This window comes from Microbacterium sp. NPDC078814, assembly GCF_040702645.1.
GTDB lineage: Bacteria > Actinomycetota > Actinomycetes > Actinomycetales > Microbacteriaceae > Microbacterium.
This window is the reverse complement of the sequence record NZ_JBFBLT010000004.1, coordinates 57177-70553: the sequence shown is the minus strand read 5'-3', so window position 1 is coordinate 70553 and position 13377 is coordinate 57177. Positions and strand designations below refer to the sequence as shown.

General features: G+C 70.7%; 13 protein-coding genes and 1 tRNA gene. 5 read left to right on the top strand and 9 right to left on the bottom strand.

Features of this window, described 5'->3' with window-relative positions:
* Positions 1 to 56: 56 nt before the first annotated feature.
* Positions 57 to 908, bottom strand: coding sequence for a class II glutamine amidotransferase (locus AB0300_RS09145; RefSeq protein WP_126893005.1), 852 nt, complete (start codon positions 906 to 908; stop codon positions 57 to 59).
* 89 nt (positions 909 to 997) lie between these two features.
* Positions 998 to 1792, bottom strand: coding sequence for a hypothetical protein (locus AB0300_RS09140; RefSeq protein WP_085606968.1), 795 nt, complete (start codon positions 1790 to 1792; stop codon positions 998 to 1000).
* Positions 1793 to 1876: 84 nt separating this feature from the next.
* On the opposite strand from AB0300_RS09140, the gene AB0300_RS09135 reads away from it, so the two are divergent.
* From AB0300_RS09135 to pepN, 4 genes are all read left to right on the top strand, one after another.
* The gene (locus AB0300_RS09135; protein WP_366215888.1) at positions 1877 to 3154 is read left to right on the top strand and encodes an MFS transporter; all 1278 of its coding nucleotides are present in this window, start codon (positions 1877 to 1879) and stop codon (positions 3152 to 3154) included.
* A 9-nt stretch (positions 3155 to 3163) separates the two neighbouring features.
* Positions 3164 to 3670: a hypothetical protein gene (locus AB0300_RS09130; RefSeq protein ID WP_366215887.1), complete on the top strand. Its 507-nt coding sequence runs from the start codon at positions 3164 to 3166 to the stop codon at positions 3668 to 3670.
* Positions 3671 to 3743: 73 nt separating this feature from the next.
* Positions 3744 to 4754 (top strand): DNA topoisomerase IB, encoded by a 1011-nt coding sequence (locus AB0300_RS09125; protein ID WP_062634787.1) that lies wholly within the window; start codon positions 3744 to 3746, stop codon positions 4752 to 4754.
* Between the two features lie 49 nt (positions 4755 to 4803).
* A complete protein-coding gene (gene pepN, locus AB0300_RS09120) occupies positions 4804 to 7287 on the top strand; it encodes an aminopeptidase N (protein ID WP_366215886.1) in 2484 nt (827 codons plus the stop codon).
* A 22-nt stretch (positions 7288 to 7309) separates the two neighbouring features.
* On the opposite strand, the gene AB0300_RS09115 is transcribed toward pepN, so the two are convergent.
* The 3 genes from AB0300_RS09115 to AB0300_RS09105 all read right to left on the bottom strand — a co-directional run bounded on the left by AB0300_RS09115 (position 7310) and on the right by AB0300_RS09105 (position 9512).
* Complete coding sequence (locus tag AB0300_RS09115) at positions 7310 to 8236, bottom strand: serine protease (RefSeq protein WP_366215885.1); 927 nt, start codon at positions 8234 to 8236, stop codon at positions 7310 to 7312.
* A 98-nt stretch (positions 8237 to 8334) separates the two neighbouring features.
* A complete protein-coding gene (locus AB0300_RS09110; protein WP_274543239.1) occupies positions 8335 to 8877 on the bottom strand; it encodes a GNAT family N-acetyltransferase in 543 nt (180 codons plus the stop codon).
* Complete coding sequence (locus AB0300_RS09105) at positions 8874 to 9512, bottom strand: MBL fold metallo-hydrolase (protein WP_366215884.1); 639 nt, start codon at positions 9510 to 9512, stop codon at positions 8874 to 8876. The genes AB0300_RS09110 and AB0300_RS09105 overlap by 4 nt, the downstream gene beginning before the upstream one ends.
* A gap of 151 nt (positions 9513 to 9663) precedes the next feature.
* On the opposite strand from AB0300_RS09105, the gene AB0300_RS09100 reads away from it, so the two are divergent.
* Positions 9664 to 9736 (top strand) — tRNA-Glu (locus tag AB0300_RS09100).
* Between the two features lie 61 nt (positions 9737 to 9797).
* On the opposite strand, the gene AB0300_RS09095 is transcribed toward AB0300_RS09100, so the two are convergent.
* The 4 genes from AB0300_RS09095 to AB0300_RS09080 form a co-directional block, all read right to left on the bottom strand.
* Positions 9798 to 11039, bottom strand: a complete 1242-nt coding sequence (locus AB0300_RS09095) for an MFS transporter (protein WP_366215883.1) — start codon at positions 11037 to 11039, stop codon at positions 9798 to 9800.
* Positions 11039 to 11587, bottom strand: coding sequence for a helix-turn-helix domain-containing protein (locus AB0300_RS09090; RefSeq protein ID WP_366215882.1), 549 nt, complete (start codon positions 11585 to 11587; stop codon positions 11039 to 11041). The genes AB0300_RS09095 and AB0300_RS09090 overlap by 1 nt, the downstream gene beginning before the upstream one ends.
* A gap of 64 nt (positions 11588 to 11651) precedes the next feature.
* Positions 11652 to 12740: a DUF4349 domain-containing protein gene (locus AB0300_RS09085; RefSeq protein WP_366215881.1), complete on the bottom strand. Its 1089-nt coding sequence runs from the start codon at positions 12738 to 12740 to the stop codon at positions 11652 to 11654.
* Entirely contained in the window at positions 12737 to 13294 is a 558-nt protein-coding gene (locus AB0300_RS09080) for a sigma-70 family RNA polymerase sigma factor (protein ID WP_126892999.1), read from the bottom strand. The genes AB0300_RS09085 and AB0300_RS09080 overlap by 4 nt, the downstream gene beginning before the upstream one ends.
* Between the last annotated feature and the right edge of the window lie 83 nt (positions 13295 to 13377).

The following is a 13377-nucleotide window of genomic DNA, read 5'->3' as shown; positions in this document are numbered from 1 at the left end:
CGAAAACCCCCGCTCCGGCGGGGGTTTTTCGTTTCCGGCACGGTGGCCTCAGTTCCTCACGCGGCTTCAAGGAAGGGCTCGTACCGATAGCCCGCCTCATCCACGATCGATACCGTCGATTCAGGGACCTCTGTGAATGCACCGGGCAGATCGTTGAGGGGCTCGGACACGATCACGTGCGCCCGGCGGCCGAAGACGCGAAGCCGTTCGGCATCGGGGTACATCCGGCGAAGAGTCTCGATGTCGGTGGAGTGGAAGAGGGAGCGGGAGCGCCCAGCCGTCGAGTACCGGAACGCCCAGACGGTGGTGCCGTCGGACACCGCGAAGGTTCCCTGGACCGGGAAGCGGACGCCATGCTCGCGCCCCACGCGCTCGGCCTCGCGGATGGCCGCCCGCATCCCCGCGATCGGATCGTCCTGGAGGCCGAGGGTCAGGGCGAGGTGGAACAGTACCTCAGAGTCGGTGGTGCCCTGGATCTCGGGGTAGAGGGAGGGATCGACGGCAAGGATGAGGTCGCGTTTCACGGTCACGAAGTCCGCCAAGCCGCCATTGTGCATGAAGAGCCAGTTCGCGTGCCGGAACGGGTGGCAGTTGGTCTGCTGGACCGGCGGCCCGGCGGCAGCTCTCACATGGCTGAAGAACAGCGGGCTGCGGATCGTGCGGGAGATCTCGCGCAGGTTCAGATCGTTCCAGGCGGGCTCCATGCTGCGGAACAGTCCAGGCTTCGGAGGCTGCCCAGAGTCGTCACCGTTCGACACCGGATACCAGCCGAGGCCGAACCCATCCCCGTTCACGGTCTCCGCGCCGAGGGGCGAGTCCAGAGACTGCGCCACGAGGGAATGTCGCGCGTCGAGGATCACCTCCGATGGGTGCAGCGGTTCTCCCACGTACGCCAGCCACCGACACATGTCGACACCTCGTCCCCGACCCGATCACGTCTGTGCCCGACGATACGCTCGGTCACCCTCCCCGGCGAGACCCGCGGATGGCTGACCGGCTACTCGCACTCCCCGAGGAACCCGAGATAGCACACGGCCTCATGCGTGACGGCCGGCTCGGCATCGTCGTTCGAGACCTGGCGCGTCGCGGTCTCCGGCGTCCGGGTGAGGTGCCCGAAGTCGCCGAGGGAGGCCACGTACATCCCGTCCGCGTCCTCCGCGATCATCCGGTCGATCTCGGTACGGTGCTGCGCGCACAGGTCCGCGGAGGCCGGGACGAGGTCGACCCCGGCGCATGCTCCCGCGTACTCGGCCTCCATGAGCCCGATGCAGTCCGTCCAGTCCTGGTCCACCGCGCACGGGCTCACGCCGTCGTCGGCGACGAGGTACTTGCCGGTCTCGTACTCCTCGCTGTGGAAGGTCTCGGGCTTCTCCGGCACGTCGATCTTGGTCCAGTGGCGTGCGGTCGCGAAGGCGAACACCGTCACGATCGCGGCGATCAGGAGCAGCGCGCCCACGATGCCCAGCGTCACCCAGAGTCCGACCCGGCTCTTCCGCTCCGGGCCCTCCGCGGGCGTGGGGGTCCACGGGGCGGCGACCGGTGCCGGCGGGGGTGCCGCGGCGAATCCCGGCGCGGCGGCGACGGGGAGCTCGTGTCCCCCGAGCGGTGCCGCCGCCGCGGGGGCGGGCGCCGCCGTGGCCGTGGTCGCGAGGAAGTAGTCGTACCACGCCCGGCTCGCCTGCTCGTCCGCGGCGACCTGCTGCGCCTCGGCGTCGGTGAGCACGAGGCCCCACGCGTCACGGGCCGGTGCATGGGGGAGGGCGGAGCGGAAGTCTTCGAACGACACGGGCATGTTCGCAGAATATCGGCTTCTTCCCCGCGACCCGGGCGGTCATCCGATGTCCCCGGCTCCTGGAACAATGACGAGGTGATCGGTATGAAGTCCTTCTGGAACGCGTTGCCCACCGAGGGACGCTGGCTGCTGTCGACCGTGGCGATCCAGACCCTCGGGCGGGGAATGACGCTGCCGTTCACGATCATCTACCTCCACGAGGTCCGCGGCTTCGACCTCGGGTTCTCCGGAGCGCTCATGAGCCTCATCGCGATCACGGGGCTCGTGGTCACGGGTCCCGGCGGCACGCTCATCGACCGCTTCGGCGCCCGGCGCGTGCTGATCGTGGGCCTCCTGGCGATGATCGCGGGGTGCACGCTCCTCGCCTACGCCACGCATCCCGCCGTCGCGACGGTCGCGGTCGTGCTCATCGGGATCAACTTCGGGGTCTCCTGGCCCGGCTTCAACGCCCTCATCGCCTCGGTGGTCGACGGCGAGGTCCGTCAGCAGTACTTCGGCGTGAACTTCGCCCTCGTCAACCTCGGCATCGGCGTGGGCGGGATCATCGGCGGCTTCTTCGTCGACGTGACGGAGCCGTCGACGTTCACCACGATCTTCCTCATCGACGCGGCCACGAGCCTCATCCCGCTCGCTCTGCTCCTCGGCACGCTCCGGCACGTGCGCACCCAGGCGGACCCGGACCCTGCGGTGACCACCGAGGGCGGTTACCGGGAGATCCTGCGGCGCCCTGCGGTGCTCTGGATGACGCTGCTGACCTTCTTCTCCGTCTTCATCGGCTATGGACAGATCGAGGCGGGCTTCCCCGCCTACGCCCGTCAGATCGCCCAGGTCTCGACCGCCGTCGTCGGCATCTCGTTCGCGGTGAACACGGCCGTCATCGTGCTACTGCAGTTCGCCGTCCTCCGGCTCATCACCGGGCGCCGGCGCACCAGGGTCATGCAGGTCATGGCCCTCATCTGGGCCGTCTCCTGGGTCATGCTCGGCGCCGCGGGCCTGCTTCCCGACTCGGTCACGGCCGCGATCGCGGTGATCGCGTTCATGGGCGTGTTCGCCTTCGGGGAGACCATGATGCAGCCGACGATCCCGGCCATCTACAACGATCTCGCGACGGACCGCACCCGCGGGCGCTACAACGCCCTCAACTCCGCGGCCTTCCAGGGTGGTGCCATCCTCGGCCCGCTCGTCGCGGGAGTGCTCCTCGGCGTCGGCGTCAGCGGCTGGTTCATCGCGGTCATGGTCGCGGGCAGCCTCGCCGTCGGCGTGCTGGCGGTCGTACTGGAGCGGGTGCTCCCGGCAGCGGCCAACGGCAGCAGCGCCGAGGTCCATCGAACGGACGAGGTCGAACGGACGCCGCCGGTCTAGGCTCCGAGCATGGCCCTCGAACCGCTCTTTCTCCGTCTCGACCGGATCGCGGGTGGGCGGCAGGCCGGTGTGCTGATCAGCGAAGCCGGTCGCACCCATCCGCGGACCGTCCGTGCCTTCACCTGGATCCTCTGGCTGCTCGTCGCCGAACTGGTGCTCGGGGTGGGTGCCGTGGTGATCGCCCTGGTGCTCGCCGCCGACGGCGACAGCGTGCCCTTCGCCGTGTGGATGCGCACCCTCGTGGTGCTGGCGATGACCGCGACGCTGTTCTACTTCGCGTGGCGCGCACGCCGCGGATGGCGCTGGGCCTACCTCCGGCTGCGGTTGTTCGCGCAGATCTTCCCCGTCATCACGCTCGTCATGGCGGCGATCCCCGGCCTATACCCGGTCTGGATGGTCACCGAGCAGATCGTCTTCAGCCTGATCATGATCGGCATCGCGGACTTCCTCACCAGCGACCACATGCGGGCGGTCTTCGCGAAGGACGCCGACGCGGATAGCACGCCGGCGGGGTGAGACGCCACTCCCTTCCCGCCGAGACCGCGGTCACTCCACACTCGGAGGAGCTGCACGGCGGGAGGAGAGACGCATGGCGCGACTGGTGCGAGTGGTACCCGGCCAGGACCCGGGTTTCACACGGAAGCGGACGAGCTCGGGATTCCGGTACGTCGATCCGACGGGGGAGCCGGCGCCCGAGGCGGATCGCGAACGCATCAGCGACCTGGTGATCCCGCCGGCATGGCAGGACGTGTGGATCGCGGCCGACCCGCTCGCGCACATCCAGGCCGTCGGGATCGACACCGCCGGGCGCAAGCAATACCTCTACCACCCGCTCTGGCGGGTCTCCCGCGACCGTCGCAAGTTCGTCCGTGCGCTGGACCTCGCCGCAGCTCTGCCCAGCGCTCGGGCTCAGGTCACCAAGGCGCTCAAGGAGGACGGGCAGACCAAGGAGCGCGCCCTCGCGATCGCCTTCCGCCTCCTCGACGACGCCGCGCTGCGGATCGGTTCGGAACGCTACCTGGCGCGTCACGGCAGCCGGGGCCTGACCACGCTCCGCCGCCGCGACGTCCGCATCGACGGCGGCGACGTCGCCCTCTCCTTCCCGGCGAAGAGCGGACAGACCGCCGCGATCGAGATCACCGACGAATCCCTCGCCGAAGCCCTCACCGACTTCGCGAGCGGCGCCTCGACCGCCTTCCTCCTGGCGTACCGGAAAGGCCGGCGGCGGGTGAAGATCACGCCCGCCGAGGTCAACACGTACCTCAAGGACGTGCTCGGGGCCAGCTTCTCGGCCAAGGACTTCCGGACGCTGCACGGCACGATCATCGCCGCAGACGCCCTCGCCCGCATCGGAGCCCTCGACCGCCGCGGTCAGCGGAACCAGGCCGAACGTCTCGCGGTGCAGGCGGCGGCGACCGCCCTCGGCAACACGACCGCGGTCGCCCGCAACAGCTACATCGATCCCCGTGTGTTCCGGCAGTACGGTCGGGGGCGGACGCTCGACCTCGACGTGACGCCGGAGACGGCGATCCGGCGACTGCTGGGCGGACCGGAGACGTCGCGGAAGGTCAACCGGCGAGGAACGGGGCGGCGCGGCTGAACGCGCAGACGCTCCCCGGTCGTCGCCGGGAAGATGCCAGGATGGGGGGATGCACACCGCGAACCTGACCCGTGAGGAGACCGCGGCGCGATCCGCTGCGATCACCCTGCACCGCATCCGCGTCGAGCTGGACCTGACCGGAGCCCCGGAGCGAGCGCGCACGGGCTTCCCGACCACGACCGTCCTGGAGTTCGATGCGACCGTCCAGAGCACGTGGCTGGACTTCATCGGCGAGGAGGTCGTCCGCGTCGAGGTGAACGGGGAGCAGCGGGACGTCGTCTACGACGGGGCGCGCCTGACGATCGACGGCCTCGCGGCCTCGAACGTCGTCCTGGTCGAGGCGGTCGGTGCCTACAGCCGGTCGGGGGAGGGTCTGCACCGGTTCCACGACCCGGCAGACGACCGCACCTACCTGTACACCCAGTACGAGCCCGCGGACTCCCGCCGGGTGATGGCCTGCTTCGAGCAGCCGGACATGAAGGCTGAGTACACCTTCGTCGTCGACGCGCCGTCCGGGTGGGAGGTGCTCTCGAACCAGTCGCCGGCTCACGTCGACCTCGGCGTCGGCGTGCAGCGGGTGCAGTTCGCCCCCACCCTGCCGATCTCGAGCTACATCACGGCGATCGCGGCCGGCCCCTATGCCCGCGTCGACGGGGAGTGGACCAGAGACGAGCAGCAGGTCGCCCTCGGGGTGTTCGTCCGCCGCTCGCTCGTCGATCACCTCGAGGCCGACGAGATCCTCGAGGTCACCCGGCAGGGGCTCGACTTCTTCACCGACGCCTTCGCCTATCCCTATCCGTGGGGCAAGTACGACCAGGTCTTCGTCCCCGAGTACAACCTCGGTGCGATGGAGAATCCCGGTCTGGTCACCTTCACGGAGGGCTACCTCTCGCGCGGCGCCGCCACCGAGGCGCAGCGGGCGAGCCGAGCCAACACGATCCTCCACGAGATGGCGCACATGTGGTTCGGCGACCTCGTCACGATGACGTGGTGGGACGACCTCTGGCTCAAGGAGTCGTTCGCCGACTACATGGGCTCGCACGCCTCGGCGGTGGCCACCCGGTTCCACGACGCGTGGGTGACGTTCGCCATGCGTCGCAAGGCCTGGGCCTATCAGCAGGATCAGCTCCCCACGACCCACCCCATCGTCGCCGACATCCCCGACCTCGAGGCAGCGAAGCTGAACTTCGACGGCATCACCTACGCCAAGGGCGCTTCGGTGCTGAAGCAGCTGGTCGCCTTCGTAGGCGACGAGGCGTTCTTCGAGGGGGCTCGCCGGTACTTCGCCGCCAACGCCTTCGGCAACACCACTCTCGACGACTTCCTCGTCGAGCTCAGCGCGGTCTCCGGCCGGGACATGACCGACTGGGCGGCCGCCTGGCTGCAGACGACGGGCGTCTCGACGATCTGGACGGAGACCGACGCCGACGGAGGACACCACCTCGTGCAGGACGACGTCCGTCCGCACCGCCTGCGGATCGGGCTGTACGACCGCATGGATGGCCGCATCGTGCGGCGGGAGCAGCGGGAGCTGGACCTGATCGGGGAGCGCGTGGACATCGACCTCCCCGAGGCCGATCTCGTGCTGCTCAACGACGACGACCTCACCTATGCGAAGGCGCGCCTCGACGAGCGGTCCCTCCGCACCGTCGAGGAGTCGCTGTCCGACATCGAGGACCCGCTCGCCCGGGCGCTCGTGTGGTCGTCGCTCTGGAACGCCACCCGTGACGGCGAACTCGACGCGGCTCGCTTCGTCGCGATCGTGCGGGCGCACGCGCCGCGGGAGTCGAACGGCGGTCTGCTGGCCGCAGCGCTCCTCGACGCCGCTTTCGCGCTGCGGCATTTCGTCCGCGACGACCGACGCGACGCGGAGCAGCGCGCCTGGACCGAGGCCACGTGGTCGACGCTGCAGCAGGCGGACGCCGGCAGCGACGCCCAGCTCTCCTGGGCGCGCGCGCTGGCGGCGGCCTCGGCTTTCGATGACATCCATCACGCCGAGGTCCGTGCCCTGCTCGACGGCGATGTGCCCGAAGGGCTCGTCGTGGATCCCGACCTGCGCTGGCAGCTCCTCACGGCCCTCGTGACGACCGGCCACGCCGATCTCGCGGACATCGCTGCGGAGGAGGAGCGGGACGACACCGGCGACGGACGCACCGCCGCCCGCCGCGCTCGCGCCTCCGTCCCCGACGCGGCGGTGCGCGCGGCCGCCTGGACGGCCGCGTGGGACGACCGGTCGCTCACCAACGACCACCTCGATGCCGAGATCGGGGGCTTCCGCGCCGGCGGCCGCCGCGAACTCATCGAGTCCTTCGACGAGGAGTACTTCGAGCGGATCGGGACCGCGTGGTCGGAGCGGAGCATCGAGATCGCTCGTCGCCTGGTGATCGGTCTGTTCCCCGCGCGGTCCTCGCTGGACCTGGTCGATGCCTGGCTGTCGGCCACCCCCGAGGCCCCGGCGGCGCTGCGACGACTCCTCATCGAGCAGCGCGACCACCTCGCGCGTGACCTGCGGGTGCGGGGCGCTCAGGGCTGACCGACAGCGATCCCGGCAGCGGTCAGCGCCTCAGGCTCTTCGCGATGGCCTTGCCCTCAGGGGACTCTGCCAGCGTGTCCCAGAGGTCTGCGAAGCTCAGCGACACGTACACCCCTGGCGCGCCCTGCTCGCCGCAGCCGTCCCCGTAGGACACGACGCCGATCTGGTAGGCGGTGTCGCGCGCCGGAGGTCGGCGGAAAAGCGGCCCGCCGCTGTCTCCCTGGCAGGAGTCCTTGCCGACGACGCCGGCACACATGTTCACTCCCGGGCGGAAGGAGTCGTAGCTGAGCTCGCACTCCTCCGTCGCGAGCATCGGCACCTGGACCTGACGGAGCCGGTCCGGGAAGTTCCCGAGAGCGGTGTCGGTGTTGCCCCAGCCGATGACCGTCGCCGACTGTCCAGGACGGAGGAGGGCGTCCGTCCCCTTGGTGGGCAGCTTCACGGGCACGATGCCCGAGACCGGGCGGTCGAGCGTCACGAAGGCGAGGTCGTAGGCCTCATCCCCCTGGAGGTACCGCGGGTGCACGACGACCGGGCCGCCGGCGTCCGCGCCGGCGAGACCGCGATCCTGACCCTGACTGCCGTCGGACAGCACGGTGCGGCCGACCGTCACCGTCACTCCGTCCACGTCGGGCACCGGGAGCCCGCTGAGGGGGTCGGCGCCCGTGACGCAATGCGCGGCGGTCATCACGACGCGCGGCGCCACCAGCGAGCCGCCACAGAAGGCCTCGCCGGCGAACTGGAGGGACGCCATGAACGGATAGGCGTCGTTCGGCACCGCCGTGCCTCCGATGATCCGCGAGCTGGCCCGTTCCTCGCGGTCGCCGAAATCGTCGTCCGCCCGTGCCGTCGCCGCCGTCGTGCCGACGAGGCCGGACGCGACGAGGGCGACGCCGGCGAGGGCGAGCCCGATCCTCTTCCTGCTCTGGTGAACTCCGGTCATCATCATGAGGACTGTTCCTTTGGTGACAGGTAACACGTGACGAGCGCCCAGTACAGCATCCGGTCACGACCGGAGCAAGAGTGCCCCGGTATCCTGGCCCGCAGTCAGGAGGCGCGGCCGGCCGCGTCCTCCACGGTCATGCCCATCACGGTCCGCACGATCCATGGATGGGCGTGGTCATCGGCGATGTGGCTCATGCCGAGCTTCTCCGCCACGCCTCGTGACGCCTGGTTCTCGGGGTGGATGATGGCGGTGAGGAGTATCGGCGCGAACGTCTGCGCGACGAGGTCGACGCAGGCGCGCGCCGCCTCGGTCGCATAGCCGCGCCGCTGGCGGTCGGCGCGGACGTGATAGCCGACTTCGAGGACGGGGGAGTCGTTCACCGACTGCCAGGTGAGACCGCAGTCGCCGAGGAACTCCCCGTCGTGCGTCTCGATGATCCAGAGACCGTGGCCGTCCTCGCGGTAGCGCTGCTGCATGCGCGCGATCCACGCGGCGGCTTCGGTTCGCGACTTCGGCGCCGGGTAGTAGGCCATGACTTCCGGATCCCCGAGGAGCGCCGCCATCTCGTCGAGGTCGTCGGCGGTCATCTCCCGGAAGGCGAGCCGCGGCGTCGGGGCGGGCAGGAGGCGTCGCGGTGCGGTCACAGATCCACGGCGTCGCCGGGTTCGAGCACGAGGAACTCGCCGCCGCCCTGCTCGGTCGCCCACTGCAGCCGCTGGCGGTGCATGTTCTTGCCGATCACGGACAGGGTCATGTCGTGCGTGCCGAACGCGCGGCGGGGCTTCACGGCGAGCACGTAGTCGATGGCTTCCCCGATCTTGAGCCACGGGGCTCCGAGCGGCGCGGCGAGGGTGCCGACCTCGACGCCCTCGGGCACCGCATAGGAGTCGCCGGGGTAGTAGAACGTGTCGTTGACGAGCACGCCCACGTTGGCGATGGTCGGGATCGACGAGTGGATCACCGCGTGCGTGCCGCCGAAGAAGCGCAGGGTGAAGGCGCCGACCTCCACGGTGTCGCCGGGGGAGACGACGGTGACCTCGTAGCCCTCCGCCGCCTTCGCCACGCCCTCCGGTCCGAAGATGGGGGTGCCTGGGGCCGCGCGGAGGATCCGGTCGAGGTGCTCCGGCGTCCAGTGGTCGGGGTGCTCGTGCGTGAGCACGATGGCGACCAGTCCGCTGAGATCGTGCAGCGGGGCGGTGAAGGATCCCGGATCGATCAGGAGGGTGTCGTCGTTCTGGTCCAGGCGAAGGGTGGCATGTTCGAACTTGGTGACGCGCATGAGAAGAGTCAACTCCTTCCCGGGGTCTGCGGCAAACGGAAATCGGCGCGCCACGCCCGGGATCTGGGGTGAAGCGGCCTCGATTTGGCGCAGTGAGAATCGCCGTGGCATACTTGAACGGTTGTCGCGGAACGGAAAAGTTCCGCAAGACGGCCCCATCGTATAGCGGCCTAGTACGCCGCCCTCTCACGGCGGTAACGCGGGTTCGAATCCCGCTGGGGTCACACAACACGACGAAAGCCCTCCGGTTCTCCGGGGGGCTTTCGTCGTTCCCGACCGTGCGCGTCAGTCGTCCGCGCGCAGCGACAGGGTCCGGAACGCGCGGGCCTGGAGCGGCACGAGCATGAGCGTCATCATCGCGCCACCGGCCACGACGAACGGCACCCAGACGGCGGTGAGGGAGGCGAGTGCGCCGAAGCCCGCCATCGCGAGCGGCATCAGGCAGTCGTCGCCGAGCCGGGTGAGGGAGCCCATCCGACCGAGGAACGCGGTGTCCACCGTCGCGGCGAACGTCGCGCTCAGAAACACGGAGGCGTATCCCGCGGTGGCGCCGACCACAGCCGCGGCGACGGCCACCGTCCAGACGGGGCCGAACCCGAGCGCGACGATGCCCGCTCCCTGCAAGAGGAGAGCGCCGAATCCGCTCCGCGCCTCGTGGCGCGGCCGCCATCTCGCGACCGCGGCCGCGCCCACGGCGGCACCGAGGCCGAGGAGGCCCTCGAACAGGCCGACCGCGGGAGCTCCCCAGCCTTCGGCGTGCGCCCGCAGGGCGAGGCCGATGCCGACGGCCGGCCCGACCGCGAGGTTGAGCCCGGAGAGGGCGATGACGAGCGTGCGCGTCGTGGGGTTCGCCCCGAGGTGGGCGAACGCCGCGCCGATCGCGCGCAGGGACGACGTGCGCGGGGCCCGGGCGAGCCGGAACCGCGGGCGCAGGGCGATCGCCAGGAATCCGACGACGAGGGCGAAGGTCACCGCGTTCGCCGATGCGCTCCCCGCGAGACCGGCCTGCGCGACGAGCAGGCCGCCCAGCGCGGCGCCGCCCATCGTGCCCAGGCGTGATGCCGTCTGGATGACAGCCGCGTAGGAGGGGAGATCGTCCGTGCGCACCAGCTGTCGCCCGATGGTGCCGGCCGAGGGCTCGTAGAACGCGTCGCACACCCCGAACGCCACGGCGGCGGCGAGCAGGACGGGCACGGTCGGCGCCTGCGAGACCGTCCACACGGCAGCGGCGACGAGCACGCCCACACGCGCCGCGTTGCAGACCATCATCACCCGGCGGGCGTCGGCGCGATCCGCGATGACTCCGCCGAAGAGCAGGACCAGGGCGCGCGGAATCGTGCCGGCGGCGACGACGAGTCCGGCGACGGCGGGGGAGGCGATCTGCACGGCCGTCCACGCCACCGCGATCGTCCACACGGCGTCGCCGGCATCGGACAGGGCCTTCACGCCGATCCACGCGTGCACCATCCGGTCGCGCCGGAACGGAGGAGGGGCCGAGAGCTCGAGGGGCGGGGTGAGTGCGGTCATCACGGTTCCGTGGGGAACGCGTGGGCGAAGAAGAACACGGGCGTGCGCTCCTGGCCGTCGTCCTCGTCGATCGATGCCTGCCAGTCCCGCAGCGCCTGCAGGACGCGTGCGGAGAGATCGCGCAGCTCGTCCGGGGTCGCCCAGGCGGTGGCCTCCGTGTTGGAGGCGTCGTAGTCCGCCACGGCGGGATGGCCTCGGCGGCGGTGCCAGCGCTGCAGACGGTCGATCTGCATGCGGATGCCCTGCCGCTGTGCTTCCCTCGCGAGGAGCGCATCGGCGGGGGAGTCGGCGAAGTCCTCCACCGACCAGGTGAGGCCGCGTCGTGCGACCGTCCACCAGCTCGTGCGCCGATCGCCGGTCGGGTCGGGGGCACGCGCGACGATCCCGGCGCGCTCGAGCATCCGGAGGTGATGGCTGATGCTGCCGACCTGGCTGTCGAGCGCGCGGGCGATCGCCGTCACCTGCGACGTGCCGTAGAGCAGGAGGTGGTCGTAGATGCGACGCCGCAGCGGATGGTGCACGGCGGTGATCACGGAGATGTCTTCCACGCCCCGAAGGCTATGCAGCGGTTCGGAGACGCACAAGACTTCTTGTATACCGCGGAACGTCGGGTTATTCCTCCGTGCGGGGCTCAGCGGACGCGGCCTTCCGGCGCCGTCGGCCGCGGCGGACGAGCCAGACGACCAGGACGACGACAGCGGCCACCGCGAGCCAGGGGAGGAGGAAGCCGAACGCGACCACCAGGGCGTTCAGCGAGACCACCAGACCGTTCCATCCGGCTCGCAGCCCGTCGCCGAAGCCCGCGGGGTCGGCTGCGGCCGGGGCGTCCGCCCGCGACAGCTCCACGGTGAGGGACGACAGGGCCACCTGGTCCTCCAGGGCGGCGAGCTGCTGTTCGTACGACTCAAGCTGCGCCTGGCGATCGGTGAGCGCGACCTCGGCCTCGATGAGATCGGCGACCGAGCCCGACTGGCTCATGAGCTCCGTGAGCCGCTGCACCGAGGCGCGGGTCGACTCCACGCGGGCGCGGAGATCGATCGCGGTGGCGGTGACGTCCTGCTTCGTGACGGAGGACGACAGGACCTCGCCGGTGTCGCCGAGGGCGGCGATCACCGTGGTCAGGTCGTCGGCGGGGACGCGGACCGTGATCCAGCCGTACCCGGAGTCCGCGGGGACCCGCTCGGCGGGGGCATCCGTCGCGACCGCCTTGCCGACCTCGGTGCTCTCGACGTAGCCGCCGTGGTCCGCGGCGAGGTCGCCGATGGCGGCAGCGGCGTCGACGATGTCCTTCACGCGCAGAGAAGCCTGGGCCGTGGCGACGATCTCCCTGGCATCCTCGGCGGATGCCGCCGCGTCCGATCCGACGGCACCGGGGAGGGTCGCCCCTTCGACGGCCCGGTCCGGCACGGCCGAGCCCGCCTCGTCGGTCGACCAGCCCACGACGCCGTCCGCGGTGGACACGGACGAGCCGCCGCCTCCCACGGCACCGAGGATCGGCGGCGTCACCAGGACCCCGACGACGAAGGCCGCCGCGATCCCGCCGGCCGTGAGCCACCGGCGTCGACGTCTCCTGGCGCGCTCTGCGCGCGGCGGAACCGGCGGCCGCTCACCCTGGATCTCGCTGAAGACGGCGTCCTCGATCCGCGCGACGGTCGCGTCGGACATGGGCGGGAGGCTCTGCCGCGGGGTCTGGTCGTTCATGCGTCCCTCACTTCCTTGACGGCGCCGCGCAGCTGGGTGCGCACGCGCGAGAGACGGTTCCGGACGACGGCGTGCGTCACGCCGAGCTCGTCGGCGGCGGCCTGGTAGGCGTAGCCCTCGGACGCGCACAGCCGGAAGATCTCCCGGTCGAGCTCGTTCAGGGTGCCCACCTCCGCGGCGATCCGCGCGGCGAGCGCCGCCGTGATCACCTGGTCCTCGACGCTGACGACGTCGGGGAGCTGGTCGTCGGCCGCGTCCGTCGTGTGCGCCTGGTCGCGGCGCCGCTGACGCAGCCGGTTCGCCGCTTGGAAGCGGCAGATCGTCGCGAGCCAGGGGAGTATCGATTCTCCCTGCAGCTCCAGGCCCGGAAGCTTGCGCCAGGCGACCACGAAGGTCTCCTGCGTCACGTCCTCCGCGTCGGCGGCGGCGCCCAGGATGCCATGGGCGATCCAGTACACGGGGCGCACGTGGGCACGGTACAGCGCGCGGAAGGCGCTCTGGTCGCCGGCCGCCGCCTGGGCGGCCCATCGCTGGTCACTCGTCTGTCCGGGCATCCTGGTTCCGTTCGGTGTCTCTCCCTCGAGAGTGTCGGCGGATGTCCCATCGTCTCAGCACGGATGCGGATCCGCCGTCGTGT

Excerpts from the sequence above, each read along its gene's own strand:
- AB0300_RS09145 (WP_126893005.1), bottom strand. The coding sequence starts at position 908 with ATGTGTCGGTGGCTGGCGTACGTGGGAGAACCGCTGCACCCATCGGAG.
- AB0300_RS09140 (WP_085606968.1), bottom strand. The coding sequence starts at position 1,792 with ATGCCCGTGTCGTTCGAAGACTTCCGCTCCGCCCTCCCCCATGCACCG.
- AB0300_RS09135 (WP_366215888.1), top strand. The coding sequence starts at position 1,877 with ATGAAGTCCTTCTGGAACGCGTTGCCCACCGAGGGACGCTGGCTGCTG.
- AB0300_RS09130 (WP_366215887.1), top strand. The coding sequence starts at position 3,164 with ATGGCCCTCGAACCGCTCTTTCTCCGTCTCGACCGGATCGCGGGTGGG.
- AB0300_RS09125 (WP_062634787.1), top strand. The coding sequence starts at position 3,744 with ATGGCGCGACTGGTGCGAGTGGTACCCGGCCAGGACCCGGGTTTCACA.
- pepN (WP_366215886.1), top strand. The coding sequence starts at position 4,804 with ATGCACACCGCGAACCTGACCCGTGAGGAGACCGCGGCGCGATCCGCT.
- AB0300_RS09115 (WP_366215885.1), bottom strand. The coding sequence starts at position 8,236 with ATGATGATGACCGGAGTTCACCAGAGCAGGAAGAGGATCGGGCTCGCC.
- AB0300_RS09105 (WP_366215884.1), bottom strand. The coding sequence starts at position 9,512 with ATGCGCGTCACCAAGTTCGAACATGCCACCCTTCGCCTGGACCAGAAC.
- AB0300_RS09095 (WP_366215883.1), bottom strand. The coding sequence starts at position 11,039 with ATGACCGCACTCACCCCGCCCCTCGAGCTCTCGGCCCCTCCTCCGTTC.
- AB0300_RS09085 (WP_366215881.1), bottom strand. The coding sequence starts at position 12,740 with ATGAACGACCAGACCCCGCGGCAGAGCCTCCCGCCCATGTCCGACGCG.
- AB0300_RS09080 (WP_126892999.1), bottom strand. The coding sequence starts at position 13,294 with ATGCCCGGACAGACGAGTGACCAGCGATGGGCCGCCCAGGCGGCGGCC.